This is a genomic window from Variovorax sp. PCZ-1 (assembly GCF_018413605.1).
Taxonomy (GTDB): Bacteria; Pseudomonadota; Gammaproteobacteria; order Burkholderiales; family Burkholderiaceae_C; genus JANMDU01.
In genome coordinates this window covers 462,425-479,134 of record NZ_JAHCDN010000001.1, presented here as the reverse complement: position 1 = coordinate 479,134, position 16,710 = coordinate 462,425, and the positions used below count along the sequence as shown (strand labels likewise).

Genomic DNA, 16,710 nt, shown 5'->3' with positions numbered 1-16,710 from the left:
GCTGAATTTGCATGACGCGCGAGGAGCTCGCCCAGTGGTTGCGCTTGAGCGCAGCCGATGGTATTGGTTCACTCACCGCCACCAAGCTGTTGCAGCGCTTTGGTCTGCCAGAGCAGATTTTTTCCCAAAGTGCGGATACTCTGAGCGCAGGCATCACAGCCAAGCAAGTCAAAGCGCTTCTCGATCCGGGCCAGGAATTGCCTGCGCTGATCGAAGCCACATGGAACTGGTTATCTGACACCAGTGCTGCATGGCGCACTGTAGTGAGCCTGGCCGACAGCGATTACCCCAAAGCGCTGCTGCAACTGCCTGATCCGCCCATTTTGCTTTACGTGACAGGCTCACATGCGGTTTACGCGCATCTCGCTGCCAAAGAAACTGCAGACGACATCGCCATCGTTGGCAGCCGCAACGCCACGCCACAAGGCCTTGCTAACGCACGCAACTTTGCCAAAGCTTTCGCACAATCGGGCATGCATGTTGTGAGCGGCTTGGCGCTGGGCATCGATGGTGCAGCACATGAGGGCGCGCTCGATGCGCAGCAAGATTTCGGCAGCGCGGCAGGCAGCACGGTTGCCGTGGTGGGCACAGGTCTGGATCGCGTGTATCCCAAGCGCCATCACGAGCTCGCACACCGCATCGTGCAGCACGGCTTGATCGTTTCAGAATTCCCCATCGGTACGCCGCCCTTGGCAGAAAACTTCCCGCGCCGCAACCGCATCATCGCCGCGCTCACGCAAGGCACGCTGGTGGTGGAAGCGGCTATCCAATCAGGCTCACTCATCACAGCGCGGCAAGCCCTCGATCTGGGCAAAGAGGTTTTCGCCATTCCTGGCTCGATCCACAATCCGCAATCCAAAGGCTGCCATCACTTGATCAAACAAGGCGCAAAATTGGTAGAAAGCGCGCAAGATGTGCTGGAAGAATTACCGATCCAGCCTACTGCACAGCTCGCAAATACTATGATTTCAGGAGCACTCTGCGCAGATCCTATGCCGGCAAACGGCATAAAAGGCCTTGAAAATACACAAAACAATCCACTCTTTGAGGCCATGGGGCATGACCCCATCAGCTTAGACAGCTTGATCGACCGCACCGGCATCCCGGCAGCGCAATTGCAAGTGCAGCTGCTTGAGTTGGAGCTGCTTGGCGATGTGGCCAGGCTACCGGGCGGCTTGTTTCAACGGATGGCGCAAGCTTAAGTTTTGAACAAACCCACGGCCAGCCAAGCCGCTGTGCCCCACATCGTGATCACCACCAACACATCAATCGCGCGCCACACAGCTGGATGAGCGAGCTGCTTGGCCATCGCTGCTGCACCCAAGCCCAGCGTGATAAACCAAATCGCTGAACCAGCCGCTGCGCCCATGCCAAACAACCAATTGCTCGGCGCGCCATACGCCAACGACGCCGTGCCAATGATCACCGCCGTATCAATCCACGCATGCGGATTGAGCCAAGAAAATGCCAACGCGCTCGACAACGCGACGCCTGCGCTTTTTGGTGCGGCTTTCTGAGCGGCCTTTAAGCCCTCGTGTGCTGGCAGGCGTGCGCGCTTGGCGGCCTGCCAGCCGTAGTTGATCAAAAACAAAATGGCTGCGCCCACCAAGCCTGTGTTGATCGCCGGCGAGAGATTGCCGAGCTTGGCTAAGCCAAACACGCCGATGCAGATCAACAGCAAATCCGTGATGGCGCAAGCCGCAATCGTGATGCCCACATGCGAGCGCAGCAAGCCCATGCGCAACACATGGGCGTTTTGCGGGCCAATGGCCACAATCAAGGACAGGCTGAGCAACATGCCAGAGAAAAAAATATTCATGGGATGGATTGTGATGCGTCAACCCTCTGAATCAAATGCAATTAACTATTTATCAATTCGGTTAAAAATGTTTTAATTCATGAATGGCACTGGACCCCAAACAACTCGAAGCCTTCGCTGCAACCGTACAAACCGGCAGCATGGCTTTGGCCGCCAAGCAAATGCACATCACCTTGGCGGCAATCAGCATCCGCATCAAAGCGCTCGAGGCTCAGCTTGGCCAGCGCTTGCTCATTCGCGGCAAAACCGCGCAGGCCACCCGAGCCGGCCAAGTGCTGCTGGCGCACATTAGCCGCACACGCTTGCTTGAAGCCGATTTGACCGAGCGTTTGGCATCACCGAGTGATGAATCTCAGTGGCTCGCTTTGCCCGTCGCCGTGAATGCGGATTCACTGGCATCGTGGTTTTTATTAGGTGTACAAGAGACGCTTCGAACGCATCGCCTTCTGCTGCACAGCGTGGTCGATGACCAAGAGCACACCTTGCAGTGGCTGCAAAACGGCGATGTGCTCGGCTGCGTCACTGATTTACCCAAACCCTTGCGCGGCTGCACAGCACAGCCCTTGGGCACGATGCGCTACCACTGTTTGGGGAATCCAGCGATTGCGAAGCTGCTGCGCTCACTCAAAAAGAAAACCCACGCTCCCGCTCTTTTGCAAATCCCTGCGCTTTGCTTTAACCGCAAAGACCAACTGCAAGAGCGCTTCTTGATGGAAGCTTTTGGTTTGCATGAGGCTAACTACCCGCGCCACTATTTTCCCGCTGGCGATGCTTATCACTTGGCCATGCTGGAAGGCCTCGGCTGGGGCTTGCAGGCCGATGTGCAAATGCGTTTGCAGTGGCGCGGCAATATTGAATCTGGCCGGCTCATCGATCTGTTTCCGGGGCAATACATCGATGTGCCTTTGTATTGGCATTCCTGGAGCCAAGAGTCTGCACAAGCTGCGCGCTTGACTGCGGCGGTGATCGAAGCCGCACGTTTGCATCTGCTCCCAAGCCAAACTCCTTAAACTCTTCTCCATGCCACTCTCACTCATTCATCACCCCGACGGCAAACACCGATGCTCCTGGTGTGGGCAAGGGGATGCTTTTGCGGACTACATCCACTACCACGATCACGAATGGGGTATGCCTGTGATCGATGAGCGCAGGCTGTTTGAAAAAATCACGCTCGAAGGTTTTCAGGCGGGTTTGAGCTGGATCACGATTTTGCGCAAACGTGATCGCTTCCGCGAAGTCTTCCAGCAATTCAATTTTGAAAAAGTTGCTCGCTTCACAGAGAAAGACGTCGAGCGCCTGGTTCAAGACGCTGGCATCATCCGCCATCGCGGCAAGATCGAATCCGCGATCAACAACGCGCAAAAAGTCTGTGATCTGATCGATACCCAAGGCTCAGGCGCTTTGGCGAAACTCATTTGGTCACATGAGCCCTCAGCCAAACAACGCCCCACAAAAATCACGCCTGCGGTTGCGAGCACACTCGGCCAAACCGAGCAATCTCAAGCCTTGAGCAAAACCTTACGCAAAATGGGCTTCAATTTCGTCGGCCCCACCACCATGTATGCCCTCATGCAATCCATGGGCGTGGTCAACGACCATTTGGAGGGCTGCAGCCACCGTGCTCAGGTCGAAAGCGCTCGCCAATCGCTCAAGCGACCTGCCTAAACGATCTCAGTCGCTGGGGGCAAGCTGTTCAATAGCCTGCTTTTGCGCCCGGTCTGCGCTTAGCAAACAAGCCTGCAGACTTGGCACCCTGCTTTTTGAAGCGCTCGCGGCGCGCCACTTTGGGGTCAACACGTAAAGGGCGATAGATTTCCAAGCGCTCTTCGTGGCGCAAGCTGTGATGAATCGTGACTTTGCGCCCCCACACGCCAAAACTGGCCTCACTGGGTAGATGAGCAAAGCGTGGGTCTTGGGCAGCTAGCGCCCGTGCATCGCTCAAACGCGTGCCTGAAGGCACATTCAATATGAGCTCATGCACCACACGTGGCGCAGGCGAATACACCAAAAGCACGCTGATTTGCCGTGGCTCAGCCATACACGCTTTCGGCCCGCTGCACAAAAGCATCCACCAAACTTGAAGCAATCCATTCAAACACCGGGCCCACGAGTGCGGCCATGGCGGTATTGTCAAAATCGTAGCTCAGCGCCAGCTCGATCTTGCAGGACGACAAGGCAATATCGCCCACAGGGGAGAAGCGCCACACGCCGTCGAGTTGTGAAAACGGCCCTTTGACCAGCTGCAAGCGATCCTCCAGCGTGCCGTCTTCATAGCGAACATGCGTATTGCGGGTAGAAAAGCTCTGCTTGAGCCCCTTGAAGTTGAGGCTGATCTCGGCCGTTTGCCCATCAGCGTGCTTTTGCAGCACCTGGGCTTGATCGCACCAAGGCAAAAATTGGGGGTAGCTGGCCACATCCGAGACCAGATCAAACATCTGCTGGGCGCTGTACCAAATCAACACGGATTTTTGGATGGAATTCACAAAGAGACGCGCGCCAATACAATCATACCTCTATTGTAATTTCTAGCGACATCCGCATTTAAAGAGCCTCATGGCCAAACCTAAGTCTGATCCCCCTGGTCGTATTGCCGAAAACAAAAAAGCCTCATTCAACTACTTCTTCGAGGAGCGGTATGAGTGCGGCATGGTGCTGGAAGGCTGGGAAGTCAAAGCTGTGCGCAATGGCAAAGTACAGCTAACAGACGGCTACGTGATCATCAAAAACGGCGAGCTTTTCGTCATGGGCTGCCAGATCAACCCTTTGAAGACCGCCTCCACCCATGTGCACCCTGATGCCGTGCGTAGCCGCAAGCTGCTGATGCACAAAGACGAAATCCGCCGCTTGGTGGGCAAAGTGGAGCAAAAAGGCTACACCCTGGTGGCGATCAATTTGCATTGGAAAAGCGGCCGCGTGAAATGCGAAATTGCACTGGCCAAAGGCAAAGGCGAACACGACAAACGCAACACTGTTGCAGAGCGCGAAGGCAAACGTGAGGTCGAGCGGGCGATGAAGGTGAATAATCGCTAACCTGTCTATGCTATATTTTTAATAGCACCTCGCGCAGATTCTACGCCGGCAATATGCTTAAAAGACCATGAAAACTCTATCCCAAACTGCTGTTTCCATGCTCGATCTCGTGGCCGTGCGCGAAGGTGGCACAACGGCGCAGGCTTTACAGATTGCGCTGCAAACCGCTCAACATGCAGAGCGGCTGGGCTTCTCGCGCTACTGGCTGGCTGAGCATCACAACATGGCCGGTGTGGCCAGTTCGTCCACTGCCGTACTCGTCGGCCACATCGCAGGCGGCACGACAACGATTCGCGTGGGCTCCGGCGGCATCATGTTGCCCAACCATGCGCCGCTCGTCGTGGCAGAAGCCTTCGGTACATTGGCTGAGCTCTACCCTGGCCGCATAGATCTGGGCTTGGGCAGAGCGCCCGGAACAGACCAATACACCATGCGCGCCCTGCGCCGCCACAACCTAGAGTCCGCTGATGATTTCCCGCGCGAGGTGGCCGAGCTGATGAGCTATCTCGCGCCCGCCCAAGAAGGCCAGCGCATCACGGCCAACCCTGGCGCGGGCACGCAAGTGCCGATCTGGCTGCTGGGCTCTAGCCTCTTCTCCGCTCAGCTCGCTGCGCAAATGGGCTTACCCTATGCCTTTGCCTCACATTTCGCGCCCGCGATGCTGCTGCAGGCTTTGGACATTTATCGCCGAACATTCAAGCCTTCTGCGCAGCTTGCCAAACCCTACGCCATCATCGGCGTGCCCTTGATCGCTGCGCCCACCGATGAAGAAGCGCAGTATCTGGCCAGCAGCGTCTATCAGCGCGTCTATGGCATCTTGACAGGGCGGCGAGGCTTGTTGCCAGTGCCAGACGCAGGCTTCATGTCGCGCATTGATCCGCAAGGCCGTGCAGCGATTCACGATTTTTTAGCTGCAGGTGTGATCGGTTCACCTGAAACCGTGCGCAGTGGTTTAGAGGATTTGCTGGATCAAACCCAAGCTGATGAGATCATGTTTGTCTGCGACGTACATGATCCTGCGCTCCGACTCAGATCCTTGGATATTGCAGCTCAGGCCATTCGCGAGCGATCAGCTGAGTTGTCTTAAATGCTGCCCAAAGAAACCCATCGTGCGCTCCCATGCTAGTTTGGCTGCGGCAGCATCAAAACGTGGTGTCGTGTCGTTGTTGAAGCCATGTTGGGTGTTCGGGTAAATATGCGCGACGTGATTCACGTTTGCGGCCTTTAATGCGGCCTCATAAGCAGGCCACGCAGCATTGATTCGCTCGTCAATCCCAGCGAAATGAATTTGCAGCGGCGCTTTGACTTTGGCGGCTTCTTCAGCTGCCGGGTGATTGCCATAGAAAGGCACGCCAGCGGCCAAATCGGGCAGGCGGGTGGAGAGAAAATGCACCATGCCGCCGCCATAGCAAAAGCCAACGGCACCCACTTTGCCAGTCACATCGCTTCTCGCCTTGAGCGCGGCATAGCTGGCGAGGAAGTCTGTGCGAATTTTGGCTTGGTCTAGTTTGGCGAACTCAGCGCGGGCCTTGTCTTCATCGCCGGGGTAGCCACCGAGAGCGGTGAGCGCATCAGGCGCGAAGGCAATATACCCATCGAGTGCAATACGGCGGGTGATATCTTCAATGTGAGGATTGAGGCCCCGGTTTTCATGGATCACGAGCACAGCGGGGAGCTTGCCCGTTGCGTTGGCCGGCTTGGCCACATAGGCTTTGATACTGCCTGAACCATCGGGTGAAGAAACGGTGACGGTTTCAGTTTTGAGTCGCGAATCATCTTTGGGCACGATTTGCGCTGCGGCGAAATTGGGTTGTAAGGACGCCAGAATGGCAGCGGCGGTCACACCACCTTTGGCAAACTTCTCAGCGCGTTGCAAAAAACCACGTCGGTCCATATCGCCATGCACATAAGCATCGAACAGGATCAAGAGTTCTTGGTCAAAATCTGCTGCTGTGAGGCGCGAGCCGGGAGTGATGGGTGTCATGGCTTTCTCCTAGGTTCAACTGTGTTTAGAAGGGGTTTTGATTGAAAGAGATTCAAGCATCACGCGAAAGTTCATATTGCGTATGGCGGCAAACCCTGATCTATGCTGATTTCACACCACACACAAGCATCTTTTCGATCCAGTTCGTTTACGATTTGCATAAGTTTTTGCAACAGCAAGCTCATTTGAAATCGTCACAGATATCTGTCAAGCTATGCATTGAATCACTCCATTTGCTTTTGCCAGTATCGCTCTTTTCTCCAACCAGGTTATCCAATGAGCTCCATTCGCCAGATTGTTTCACTAGTATTTTGTTTATTCCTTTCAGGCCATAGCCTGAGCCAAAGTAGCAACGCAACGCCCCAGTTTCCGGCCTTTGCAGACTTACCCAAGAGTTCTCAACCAGCTCTTGGCATCTGGAGCACAGAATCCGTCGCTAGCAAAACGACTTGGCGTCAATGGGAACAACGTACCCGTCGCTGGGCTGACGTGCGGATCGGCAGTTCGATGGGGGTGCCCATGGATGCATCGAATCAAACACCAGTGAAATTGCACTGGCGCAAATACATCCACCGCACCGAGAGCCGTGGTGGTGTCGTCATCAGCGTGGGCTTCACCGAAGGTCTGACGATGTACCAAGAAGTGATTCACGACTTGGTGGCCAACGGTTACTCCGTGTATGTGCAAGATCACCGTGGTCAAGGCTTTTCCACACGGCTTGCGCCCGGAACAATTGGGCATATCCATCATTTCGAGAATTTCATCCTCGATCTCGATGCATTTATCCAGCAGGTTCACAAAGAGCGGGGTGCCAAAGCCAAGCCACTCTACGGCTTTGCACACTCGATGGGGGGCGCCATCATGGCAGGTGCGATTGAGCGTCAAGGCGCGGCCAGTCCCCTGCGAGCTGTGTCTCTTTTTACCCCCATGTTTGAGCCTGTCACCGCATCAGATCTCACCAGCTTCTTTGGTCGGACTCTGCAGGCCTGGTGCCATCGCGGCGCATCGGCTGTGCAATTGCCTGAAGGCATTGCCACCCGCCGCGCAGGTGGATCAGAGTTTGAAGCGCAACGCGATGCATTCTTGCAATCCAAAGATCAGAGTAAAAATGATCTTTCTACAAGTGTGCCGCGCCTGCGCCAGCATATGAAATCTCGTGAAGCTGTCTGCCAGGCCAAGCCACACTGCGGGCATACGGACGCACGCGTTTCTGGGCCTAGCTTGCAATGGGGTCTGCAAGCCTGTAATGCCTCAGCAGAAATTCGTGGCATCGCGGCGAGACAAGTCGCAGTTCCTGTGCTGGTGTTCAGTGGCGGGCAAGATACGATCGTACGCAACGAGGCGCAAGCTGAGTTTTGCGCACAAGTGAACACTGCCATGGCGGGCCGCTGCACTGGCTGGCGCATTCCTGAGTCTCGCCATGCCTTGCATCTTGAAAAAGATGCTTGGCGCAACTTGGCTCTCGACACGACGCTGAAATATTTCGATGCTGCGGCAAAATCAAAAAACTGAATTCCCGCGCTGAAACCGCACTCATGATTGACACATTTTTATAGAGGACCGATGACATGGCAATGGACGTGATTGACTACGATATTCGCGGCGCAGAAATGCAGTTTGTAGAGATTGAGCTCGACCCCGGAGAGGCTGCGATTGGCGAGGCTGGCTCCATGATGTTCATGGACGCAGGCATCAGCATGGATACGGTGTTTGGCGACGGTGGAGCGCAAACGGGCGGTATTTTTGGCAAGCTGCTGGGTGCTGGTAAGCGGCTGGTGACAGGTGAATCGCTGTTCACCACGGTCTATACCAACCAAGCGCAAGGCAAGCAGCGCGTGGCCTTTGCTGCACCCTACCCCGGTAAAATTTTGCCAATGAATTTGCAAGAACTCGGCGGAACATTGATCTGCCAGAAAGACGCTTTCTTGGCTGCCGCGCGCGGAGTGAGTTTGGATATCGCATTTCAGAAAAAAATCGGCGTGGGCTTTTTCGGCGGAGAAGGCTTCATCATGCAAAAACTGGAAGGCGAAGGCTTGGCTTTTGTACACGCGGGCGGCACAGTCGTGAAGCGTGATCTCGCACCGGGGCAGACGCTGATGGTCGATACCGGCTGCGTGGTCGCTTACACACCGAATACAAATTTTGAAATTCAGTATGTAGGTAAGATCAAGACGGCGCTGTTTGGCGGCGAGGGTTTGTTTTTTGCCAAGCTCTCAGGTGGGCAAAGCGGCGGCACGGTTTGGCTACAAAGCCTGCCTTTCTCGCGCCTGGCCAGCCGCGTATTTGCCTCAGCGCCTCAGCAAGGTGGCAGCAGCGAAGAAGGCTCGCTTTTAAGCGCTGGTGGCTTGCTAGGTGGTATTCTGGGCGGCAACAACAGATAAGGTCAACAGCCCAGTTGGTTTGGTGCAGTGACTGCATTTGTATTTTTATCAAGGAAGATCATGGAAAAACTCTTATCCAGCGTTGGCTCGCTGCTCTATGGCATGCGAATCATCATGTTGTTTTTCTATGTGGGCTTGGTGGCGATCATTTTCGGCATCTTGGGTAAATTTTTGCTTGAAACCTACAAACTCATGCAAACCTTGATCTTTGGCGATTTGGAAAAAATTGGCCTGATCATCAAGGTACTGGAACTGGTAGACATGACGATGGTGGCGCAGCTGGTGTGGGTGGTGGCCTTGGCTGGTGTGTCGCTCTTCGTCACCACGGGGCATTTCGATAAAAAAGACATGAAAAAACCGGATTGGCTCGATCATGTCAACACATACAACCTGAAACTTAAGTTGGCTTTTGCCATCATCTCCATATCTGGCGTGCATGCTTTAAAAACCTACCTCAGCGGTGATTTGACTTTGGAGAACATACAAGTTGTCACGATGGTGGCCGTCATTCATTTCACTTTTGTCTTGTCAGCGATTGGTATATCCTTCGCAGAGCGGCTCACGCGCGACAAACATAGCGAATGAGCGAGTAGCATGGTTCCCATCGATATCTGAGGAGACAATTTTGAGCAGCTTTCACAGCACGATCGACACCACGGTACCGCGCTCGCCTGACTTAAAAGCAGTGCAGAGCTTCGCTGAGTTTTATCCTTTCTACCTCACCGAACACAAAGACCGCACTTGCCGCCGCCTGCATTTCGTCGGCTCCTCTTTATCGCTGGGTTGTTTGATGATGCTACTCATCACTGGAAATGCGCTGTGGCTGCTCGCCGGTCTGCTCTGTGGCTACGGCTTCGCATGGATTGGCCATTTCGGCTTTGAGCACAACAAGCCTGCCAGTTTCAAGCGCCCACTCTATTCCTTCATGGGAGATTGGGTGATGTACAAAGATATCTTGATCGGGCGAATCAAGCTCTGAATTAAATGGGATCAGAACCCCATTAATTTCAAGCCAGAGACACTTCGCGCAGATGCTCCGCCGTGGTGCTTGGTAAACCAAAAAACTCAAGATACGCGGGAATTTGCTCATAGAGCATGTCTGTGCCGACTTGCGTTCGACAACCGCGCGCGCGCGCTGCAGCTAAGAAGGCCGTGATTTCTTGCGCCATCACCACCTCGCCGACAAAGGTGTTGGCATCTAAGCGGCTCACATCCAGTGGCAAGGGATCGCCCTTCTTCATACCCAGCGGTGTGGCATTGACCACCAGATCAAATCCAGCAGGATCATTGCTGCCAACACAAACCCTCACATGAGGAAAATTCGCGCGAATACGATCAGCAAGTGCATCACAGCTCGTAGCGTCAACGTCATACAAAGTCATCGCTTTCAAACCTGCGTGGGCCAGCGACGCCACAATCGCACTGCCTACGCCGCCTGCTCCCACAATGAGTGCACGCTTGCCCTCTACAACAAAGTCTTTGCGCTGCACGCCGCGCACAAAACCTTCGCCATCAAACATATCGCCATAGAGCTTGCCGTCTGAACCGCGCTTGACTGCATTGCATGCACCAGCTACACGTGCCGCGGGTGAAATAACGTCCAGCAAATCCATCACGCTGACTTTGTGAGGCATGGTGATCAATGCACCACGCACATTTTCCAGATGGAACACATTGCGCAGAAACTCAGGGAAGTGCTCTGGTTTACATCCCATTGGCGTGACCATGGCGTTGATCCCCGCTTGCTCAAAATACGGGTTGTAAATGAGCGGCGCTTTGAAGCTGTAGGTCGGCCAGCCAATGTGGGCGATGATTTCGATATTGCCGTCGATACGCATTTTGAATCTAAATTAAGGGTGTTTTAGGCATATAGCCGGCATAAATACTGCGCAGAGTGCTATTAAATAAGTAGCGTTAAGCCTTCGCTGCAGATACTGCTGCACGGATCCCCAGCAAGTAGCTCTCTACGCCAAAGCCGGCAATCTGTCCTTTGGCAATCGCAGCGATCACAGAATGGTGGCGGAACTCTTCGCGCGCGTGGATATTGCTCATATGTACTTCAATGATGGGGCACTTGAGAATTGCCAACGCATCGCGTAGGCCAATGCTGTAGTGCGTCCATGCGCCAGCGTTGATCACCACAGCAGCCGTGCCATCGCCATGCGCGGTATGAATGCGCTGAGCCATTTCTCCTTCAATATTGGTCTGAAAACAGCTCACCTCGTGGCCGAGCTCTTTGCCTAGAGCGACACAAGCTGCGTTGATGTCATCCAGCGTGGCTGTGCCATAGGTGGCTGCATCGCGCTTGCCAAACATATTGAGATTGATGCCATTGAGAACGAGAATTTTCATGATGTTTCCCTAAAGTGTGATGGTGGTGCCTGATTGTGCCGCTAGAGAGATAGCTTCTGTCACGCGAAGATTCTGTAAACCATCATGAGCACTTACCAGCGGCTGGGCTTGCCCGCGCACAACTGCGCCGAAATGCTCCATTTGCAGTTTGATCGGATCATCGCGTTGCACACTTGCTTGGCCAATCTCAAATGGCTTCCACCAAGAACAGCCTTCATCGCTTGCATAAGTCTTCATGCGCATCGTAGGCACAGAAAGTGTGCCCCGCGTGCCGCTCACGGTGTAGCAATCTTCATCGCTATAGCTCGGGTAGGCTTTGTTTTCCTGAGAGGTTTGTTCCCAGCTCTTCGCGCTGGCTGCAGTGTCACTCAGCATGAATGTGCCGAGAGCGCCGCTCTCAAACTGCAGAGTGATTGCCACGGTATCTTCCACCGCAAATCGGCGAACTGCATGGCTTTTAAAAGCTTGAACAGCGGAAATTTCGCCGCAGAGCATGCGCAAATTGTGCACCTCATGAATCATGTTGAGCAAAATCGGGCCGCCGCCCAGCTCGCGCCGCCATGGGCTCTCTGCAAAATAATGATCTGGCTTGAAAAATGTTGCACTGCCTTGCAGAGCAACGATACGCCCTAGCTGTCCGCTTTGCACCACTTCACACGCCTTGGCCATGATCGGGCTGTGGGCGCGATGATGACCCATCAGTATCTGGCCTTGCATTTTTTCGCAGGCTTGCAAGAGGCTCAAGCCCTCTTTCACCGTCGGTGCAATCGGCTTTTCCAGCAGCATCGGAAGCTTGGCTTCCAAGCATTGCATCGCATGCGGCACATGAAATTGATTAGGCGTAGCGAGCACGATGCCATCTGGGCGATCTTGCGCAAGCAGCTCTTCAATCGAACTGTAGTAAGGCACGCCTGCCTTAGCTGCAGCCTGCGCGCCAGCTTCTGTCGGATCAACCACGGCGCTCAAGCAAAGCGTGCGGCTCGAAAGCAACGCAGCCATATGCACTTGGCCGATATAGCCTGCGCCGGCAACAGCAATTTTGCTTCGATTCATGGGGAGTTCACATCTTCAGCCTGTGGACTGGACTCGCATTCATAAGCACACATGCAAGCCCAGTGCGCAGGCTCGCGGCATAGTTGCCTGCGAGCGTAGCGTTCAAAGCAATCAGCGCTTCGCTGCAGCAGAAGCCGCAATGAATTCGTTGACCACATCTGCGCCTACAGTAGCGGCATGCTTGGCAATCACAGGCTTCATTTTTTCAACAAACTTGGCTGTCTCGGTAGGAGGGAACTCTGTCACGAGCATGCCAGCAGTTTTCAGATCAGCCAAATCCTTGGCCAATGCATCGCGGTTGGTTTTGCGTTGGAATACACCAGCCTCAGCAGCAGCATCGTTGAAGAGTTTTTTCTCATCTGCGTTTAAGGAGTCCCAAAGCTTCTTGCTCACCATCACAGATTGTGGGTTGTACACGTGTTTCGTCAAAGCCAAATGCTTTTGCACTTCTGCAAACTTGTTGCCTTTAATAGTGGGGATGGGGTTCTCTTGGCCATCCACCGCCTTGTTCTCCAAAGCGCCGTAGAGCTCAGGGAAAGGAAGCGGTGTTGGGTTAGCATCCAAAGCTTTGACCCAATCCAAATTGATGGCATTGGGGATCACTCGCAGTTTCAGGCCAGCGATGTCTTCCACTTTATTGAGCGGCTTTTTGCTGTTGGTCATGTTGCGGAAGCCCAGCTCCCAGTAAGCGATGCCGACGATGCCTTTTTCTTCCAAGCGGGTATGCATTTTCTTGCCGAAGGGGCCATCCACAATTTTGTCAGCCACGGCTTCGCTCTCAAACATGAAAGGGAAATCGTAAATGGCGAAAGCTGGCACTTGAGAGGCCAAGATACCGCTATTCATCACAGCCATTTCAATCGTGCCACCCTGCACGCCGCTCACATGGAATTGGTCGTTGCCCAATTGCGCTGCGGGGAATACGTTGACCTTGATCTTGCCGCCAGATTTGGCTTCGACGATGGACTTGAAACGCTCCATGCCTTGCACTATGGAATGCCCAGCCGCATTTTGCGTGCCAAATTTGATCGTGCGCTCAGAATAATTTTGAGCAGATGCCACGCCAGCAGCTACGAGAGCGACGGCAGCGATCACGCTTTTAACAAACAGACGTTTCATAAGAGTCTCCAAGAAATGACACAACACGCGATTGGAAAAACTGGGCATATGGCGTGTCTTCATATGCTTTGTTAGGACTAAAGCGACTTAATCAGTATCCAGATATCAGGACAAATACTTAGCCAGCCAAAAATTTTGCTGGCCAGATCACGATTTGCGGAAACAGCACCATCAAGAACAACAAGATGAATTGCGCAATCATGAAAGGCAGTACGCCGCGAGTGACCTTATCCATACTGATTTTTCCCACACCTGCGACGGTGTTGAGCACCGTGCCAACTGGTGGCGTGATCAGGCCGATCGCGTTGTTGATGATGAACATCACGCCAAAATACACCGGGTCAATCCCAGCAGCCTTGATGAGCGGCATCAGAACGGGCGTGAGAATCAAAATCGTCGGCGTCATGTCCATTGCCGTACCGACAATGATCACGATCACCATGATGCAGAACATGAGCAGGCGCGGGCTATCGAGCAAGGGCTGCAGCAAAGCAGTAAGCTGGGCGGGCAATTGCGCGACGGTGATCATCCAAGCCGAAACCATGGCTGCGGCCACCAGAAACATCACCACTGCGCTGGTTTTCGCGGCTTGAATAAAAATCGGCAGCAACTGTTTGATCTTGATTTCGCCATACACAAAAATCGAAATCAACAGCGCATACACCGCAGCCACCACGGCCGACTCTGTCGGCGTGAACACGCCGAATTTCAAGCCACCTACCACGATCAAGGGCAAACCTAGCGCGAGCAAAGTTTCGCGGAAAGCCTTGGCCACCTCGGCACGCGTGGCGCGCGGCGAGGGTGTGACTTTTTCTTTGCGCACCAGAATCCACCACGTAATCCACAGCGATACGCCCAGCAAGATACCGGGAACGATGCCTGCGAGGAACAACTTGGAAATCGAAATATTTGCAGCCACACCAAAAATGATGAAAGCAATTGAAGGCGGAATAATCGGCGCTATGATGCTGGCAGAAGCAATCAAGCCCGCAGAGCGCGCAGGATCGTGACCCGCGCGAACCATCATAGGTAATAGCAAAGCTGAAAGCGCGGCAGCATCGGCCACCGCTGAACCCGAGAGCGCAGCCATGATGCAGGCCGCCACGATGGCCACATAACCTAAGCCACCAGGGATATGGCCTACAAGCGCGAGAGCAAAATTCACAATGCGGCGAGACAAGCCACCCGCGTTCATGATCTCACCAGCAAGCATAAAGAAAGGCACAGCGAGCAGTGGAAAGCTGTTCGCCCCCTCAATCACGTTTTGCGCAAGGATTTGCGAATCCCACATACCCAGTTGCCACATCAGGGCAGCGCCAGTGAGTAAGAGCGAGAAAGCAATGGGCATACCTAGCGCCATGGCGCCGAGCAAAGCGAGGAGGAAAAGTGCAATCGTCATTTTGCGACTCGCTTATTTATGATCGCCATGCGGCACATCTTCGGATTCACGTACGGCCATCAAATCAGCCTCACTCATTTGGCCTGTGACCAAACTATAAAAATCCCGCGCAATGATCAAGCCACCGAGCACGGCAAACATCAAGCCCACCGAGAAGAAGATGCCCATGGAGATTTCCATTGCGGCGCTGCTTGAGCTCGCATTGATCTTGGTTTGCTCCCATGCACCTTTGAATAGTACGCCGCACAAAGCGAGCATCAGCAACAAACTCAGGCCCAAACACAACTTCTTGCCTTGCACACCCAGCCGAGCGATCAGCATATCGGTACCCAAATGGCCTTTTTCTTTGAGCGCAACGACAGCGCCCATGAACGTCACCCAAACAAAGAGCCAACGTGAGAGCTCTTCGCTGATGGTGATACCTGAGTTGAACCCATAGCGCAACACGACATTGCCAAACACCATGAGCACCATGAGTGCAAGAAACAGCGCCATCGCATATTCGAGCAGCTTGCAATATGTATTGATGAGTTTATTCAGCATGGCTCCTATTATGTACCAATCAGTACATTTATCGCAGTTTAGGGCACAAGGGTTTTTACGTAGCCATACTTGTCGGTTGAAATACAGCTGTTAGTGCAGCTTGCGATAGCCTTGGCGCACAGCATTTTCCTGCTGTGCGCTCAATGCAGTGAGCGGCGTACGAACACGAAGCCATGCATCGTCACCCGTCAGTTCTGCGAGCATCGCTTTGTAAGCGCTCACAAATGGCATTCCAGGCTGCAAAGAAAGCAAGCCCAATAAATCTCGCATCAGTTTGTCATCTGCTGCACTCACATGCGCGGGCTCATCCATCATGCGGCGCATCAGCTTGGGTGCGATATTCGCTAAACCACAAATTGAGCCAGCGCCACCCACAAGCTGAGTAGGCATCACATCGGGCTCACAGCCGACGAGCACAGCAAGTTTCGGAAATGTTTGCGCCAGCATTTTGGAATGCGCCACATCAGCGCTGCTGTCTTTGATGCTCACCACTTGCTGAGGGTGCTTTTGCATGAGTTGCGCAATCGCGCTCACACTCCAACCTACACCCGAAAGACCAGGGAAGTGATAAAGAATGATAGGCAAGCAATGACCTGCATGGGCACATACCTCGTCGATAACTTCGCCGATGTAATTCACCAAGCCTGCGTCATGCTGGCCGTTGTAATAGAAGGGCGGCATCAAGAGACCTGCTTTGGCTTTGATCTTCACAGCGTGCACACCCAAAGCAACCGCATCATCGCGCGCGAGCGCTGTGAGATTGATAACAAGCTGATCGCCCATCACTCCCGCAGCGACAAACGCATCGGCAGCAGCCATGCGCTGCTGCACAGTGAACGATGTGCCTTCGCCTGTTGTGCCAAACAGCGTTAAACCGTCACTCCCGCTGCTGAGCAAGTGTTGCCCATGCGCAATCATGCGCGGTATATCGATACTTCCGTCAGTATGGATTGGGGTCAAAAGCGCTGGCCAGAGACCAGCGATGGCATGTTGCGGTATTGTCATAGTTCTCTCTTTCGAAGCATTTTAA

At 53.8% G+C, this 16,710-nt stretch carries 20 protein-coding genes; 9 read left to right on the top strand and 11 right to left on the bottom strand.

Going from position 1 to position 16,710, the window contains the following annotated elements:
- Nucleotides 1-11 precede the first annotated feature (11 nt).
- Entirely contained in the window at nt 12-1,202 is a 1,191-nt protein-coding gene (dprA, locus tag KIH26_RS02415; protein ID WP_213442071.1) for a DNA-processing protein DprA, read from the top strand.
- Here dprA and KIH26_RS02410 read toward each other — a convergent pair.
- A complete protein-coding gene (locus tag KIH26_RS02410) occupies nt 1,199-1,819 on the bottom strand; it encodes a LysE/ArgO family amino acid transporter (RefSeq protein WP_213442069.1) in 621 nt (206 codons plus the stop codon). The genes dprA and KIH26_RS02410 overlap by 4 nt on opposite strands.
- An 83-nt stretch (nt 1,820-1,902) precedes the next feature.
- Between KIH26_RS02410 and KIH26_RS02405 the strand changes: the two genes are divergently transcribed.
- Both KIH26_RS02405 and KIH26_RS02400 read left to right on the top strand, forming a co-directional pair.
- The gene (locus tag KIH26_RS02405) at nt 1,903-2,829 is read left to right on the top strand and encodes a LysR family transcriptional regulator ArgP (RefSeq protein WP_213442067.1); all 927 of its coding nucleotides are present in this window, start codon (nt 1,903-1,905) and stop codon (nt 2,827-2,829) included.
- Between the two features lie 10 nt (nt 2,830-2,839).
- Complete coding sequence (locus KIH26_RS02400) at nt 2,840-3,484, top strand: DNA-3-methyladenine glycosylase I (RefSeq protein WP_213442065.1); 645 nt, start codon at nt 2,840-2,842, stop codon at nt 3,482-3,484.
- Between the two features lie 28 nt (nt 3,485-3,512).
- Here the strand turns inward: KIH26_RS02400 and KIH26_RS02395 are convergent, their stop codons facing one another.
- Both KIH26_RS02395 and KIH26_RS02390 read right to left on the bottom strand, forming a co-directional pair.
- Nucleotides 3,513-3,857, bottom strand: a complete 345-nt coding sequence (locus tag KIH26_RS02395; protein ID WP_213442063.1) for an RnfH family protein — start codon at nt 3,855-3,857, stop codon at nt 3,513-3,515.
- Complete coding sequence (locus tag KIH26_RS02390; RefSeq protein WP_349627835.1) at nt 3,850-4,302, bottom strand: type II toxin-antitoxin system RatA family toxin; 453 nt, start codon at nt 4,300-4,302, stop codon at nt 3,850-3,852. The genes KIH26_RS02395 and KIH26_RS02390 overlap by 8 nt, the downstream gene beginning before the upstream one ends.
- Before the next feature lie 70 nt (nt 4,303-4,372).
- Between KIH26_RS02390 and smpB the strand changes: the two genes are divergently transcribed.
- Entirely contained in the window at nt 4,373-4,849 is a 477-nt protein-coding gene (smpB, locus tag KIH26_RS02385; protein WP_213442061.1) for an SsrA-binding protein SmpB, read from the top strand.
- Between the two features lie 67 nt (nt 4,850-4,916).
- Entirely contained in the window at nt 4,917-5,936 is a 1,020-nt protein-coding gene (locus KIH26_RS02380; RefSeq protein WP_213442058.1) for an LLM class flavin-dependent oxidoreductase, read from the top strand.
- Here the strand turns inward: KIH26_RS02380 and KIH26_RS02375 are convergent.
- Entirely contained in the window at nt 5,919-6,833 is a 915-nt protein-coding gene (locus tag KIH26_RS02375) for a dienelactone hydrolase family protein (RefSeq protein WP_213442056.1), read from the bottom strand. The genes KIH26_RS02380 and KIH26_RS02375 overlap by 18 nt on opposite strands.
- Before the next feature lie 519 nt (nt 6,834-7,352).
- Between KIH26_RS02375 and KIH26_RS02370 the strand changes: the two genes are divergently transcribed.
- From KIH26_RS02370 to KIH26_RS02355, 4 genes are all read left to right on the top strand, one after another.
- Nucleotides 7,353-8,345, top strand: coding sequence for an alpha/beta fold hydrolase (locus KIH26_RS02370; RefSeq protein WP_213442054.1), 993 nt, complete (start codon nt 7,353-7,355; stop codon nt 8,343-8,345).
- A gap of 56 nt (nt 8,346-8,401) precedes the next feature.
- On the top strand, nt 8,402-9,214 hold the full coding sequence (locus KIH26_RS02365) for a TIGR00266 family protein (protein ID WP_213442052.1): 813 nt from the start codon (nt 8,402-8,404) through the stop codon (nt 9,212-9,214).
- Nucleotides 9,215-9,274: 60 nt separating this feature from the next.
- Complete coding sequence (locus tag KIH26_RS02360) at nt 9,275-9,799, top strand: YqhA family protein (RefSeq protein ID WP_213442050.1); 525 nt, start codon at nt 9,275-9,277, stop codon at nt 9,797-9,799.
- A gap of 61 nt (nt 9,800-9,860) precedes the next feature.
- Nucleotides 9,861-10,193 carry an Mpo1-like protein gene (locus tag KIH26_RS02355; protein WP_213444613.1) on the top strand — a complete coding sequence of 111 codons (333 nt, stop codon included), beginning with the start codon at nt 9,861-9,863 and terminating at the stop codon, nt 10,191-10,193.
- A gap of 28 nt (nt 10,194-10,221) precedes the next feature.
- On the opposite strand, the gene KIH26_RS02350 is transcribed toward KIH26_RS02355, so the two are convergent.
- The 7 genes from KIH26_RS02350 to KIH26_RS02320 all read right to left on the bottom strand — a co-directional run bounded on the left by KIH26_RS02350 (nt 10,222) and on the right by KIH26_RS02320 (nt 16,685).
- A complete protein-coding gene (locus KIH26_RS02350) occupies nt 10,222-11,052 on the bottom strand; it encodes a shikimate dehydrogenase family protein (RefSeq protein ID WP_213442049.1) in 831 nt (276 codons plus the stop codon).
- A 76-nt stretch (nt 11,053-11,128) separates the two neighbouring features.
- Nucleotides 11,129-11,566: a type II 3-dehydroquinate dehydratase gene (gene aroQ / locus KIH26_RS02345; RefSeq protein WP_213442047.1), complete on the bottom strand. Its 438-nt coding sequence runs from the start codon at nt 11,564-11,566 to the stop codon at nt 11,129-11,131.
- Between the two features lie 9 nt (nt 11,567-11,575).
- Complete coding sequence (locus tag KIH26_RS02340) at nt 11,576-12,619, bottom strand: Gfo/Idh/MocA family protein (protein WP_213442045.1); 1,044 nt, start codon at nt 12,617-12,619, stop codon at nt 11,576-11,578.
- A 111-nt stretch (nt 12,620-12,730) separates the two neighbouring features.
- Nucleotides 12,731-13,738: a TRAP transporter substrate-binding protein gene (locus KIH26_RS02335; protein WP_213442043.1), complete on the bottom strand. Its 1,008-nt coding sequence runs from the start codon at nt 13,736-13,738 to the stop codon at nt 12,731-12,733.
- A gap of 118 nt (nt 13,739-13,856) precedes the next feature.
- A complete protein-coding gene (locus KIH26_RS02330; RefSeq protein ID WP_213442041.1) occupies nt 13,857-15,137 on the bottom strand; it encodes a TRAP transporter large permease in 1,281 nt (426 codons plus the stop codon).
- A gap of 12 nt (nt 15,138-15,149) precedes the next feature.
- The gene (locus tag KIH26_RS02325) at nt 15,150-15,680 is read right to left on the bottom strand and encodes a TRAP transporter small permease (RefSeq protein ID WP_213442040.1); all 531 of its coding nucleotides are present in this window, start codon (nt 15,678-15,680) and stop codon (nt 15,150-15,152) included.
- A 90-nt stretch (nt 15,681-15,770) separates the two neighbouring features.
- Nucleotides 15,771-16,685 (bottom strand): dihydrodipicolinate synthase family protein, encoded by a 915-nt coding sequence (locus KIH26_RS02320; RefSeq protein WP_213442038.1) that lies wholly within the window; start codon nt 16,683-16,685, stop codon nt 15,771-15,773.
- Between the last annotated feature and the right edge of the window lie 25 nt (nt 16,686-16,710).

Excerpts from the sequence above, each read along its gene's own strand:
- dprA (WP_213442071.1), top strand. The coding sequence starts at position 12 with ATGACGCGCGAGGAGCTCGCCCAGTGGTTGCGCTTGAGCGCAGCCGAT.
- KIH26_RS02360 (WP_213442050.1), top strand. The coding sequence starts at position 9,275 with ATGGAAAAACTCTTATCCAGCGTTGGCTCGCTGCTCTATGGCATGCGA.
- KIH26_RS02335 (WP_213442043.1), bottom strand. The coding sequence starts at position 13,738 with ATGAAACGTCTGTTTGTTAAAAGCGTGATCGCTGCCGTCGCTCTCGTA.
- KIH26_RS02340 (WP_213442045.1), bottom strand. The coding sequence starts at position 12,619 with ATGAATCGAAGCAAAATTGCTGTTGCCGGCGCAGGCTATATCGGCCAA.
- KIH26_RS02405 (WP_213442067.1), top strand. The coding sequence starts at position 1,903 with ATGGCACTGGACCCCAAACAACTCGAAGCCTTCGCTGCAACCGTACAA.
- KIH26_RS02325 (WP_213442040.1), bottom strand. The coding sequence starts at position 15,680 with ATGCTGAATAAACTCATCAATACATATTGCAAGCTGCTCGAATATGCG.
- KIH26_RS02410 (WP_213442069.1), bottom strand. The coding sequence starts at position 1,819 with ATGAATATTTTTTTCTCTGGCATGTTGCTCAGCCTGTCCTTGATTGTG.
- KIH26_RS02350 (WP_213442049.1), bottom strand. The coding sequence starts at position 11,052 with ATGCGTATCGACGGCAATATCGAAATCATCGCCCACATTGGCTGGCCG.
- KIH26_RS02400 (WP_213442065.1), top strand. The coding sequence starts at position 2,840 with ATGCCACTCTCACTCATTCATCACCCCGACGGCAAACACCGATGCTCC.
- smpB (WP_213442061.1), top strand. The coding sequence starts at position 4,373 with ATGGCCAAACCTAAGTCTGATCCCCCTGGTCGTATTGCCGAAAACAAA.
- KIH26_RS02330 (WP_213442041.1), bottom strand. The coding sequence starts at position 15,137 with ATGACGATTGCACTTTTCCTCCTCGCTTTGCTCGGCGCCATGGCGCTA.
- KIH26_RS02320 (WP_213442038.1), bottom strand. The coding sequence starts at position 16,685 with ATGACAATACCGCAACATGCCATCGCTGGTCTCTGGCCAGCGCTTTTG.
- aroQ (WP_213442047.1), bottom strand. The coding sequence starts at position 11,566 with ATGAAAATTCTCGTTCTCAATGGCATCAATCTCAATATGTTTGGCAAG.
- KIH26_RS02370 (WP_213442054.1), top strand. The coding sequence starts at position 7,353 with ATGGATGCATCGAATCAAACACCAGTGAAATTGCACTGGCGCAAATAC.
- KIH26_RS02380 (WP_213442058.1), top strand. The coding sequence starts at position 4,917 with ATGAAAACTCTATCCCAAACTGCTGTTTCCATGCTCGATCTCGTGGCC.
- KIH26_RS02365 (WP_213442052.1), top strand. The coding sequence starts at position 8,402 with ATGGCAATGGACGTGATTGACTACGATATTCGCGGCGCAGAAATGCAG.
- KIH26_RS02375 (WP_213442056.1), bottom strand. The coding sequence starts at position 6,833 with ATGACACCCATCACTCCCGGCTCGCGCCTCACAGCAGCAGATTTTGAC.
- KIH26_RS02395 (WP_213442063.1), bottom strand. The coding sequence starts at position 3,857 with ATGGCTGAGCCACGGCAAATCAGCGTGCTTTTGGTGTATTCGCCTGCG.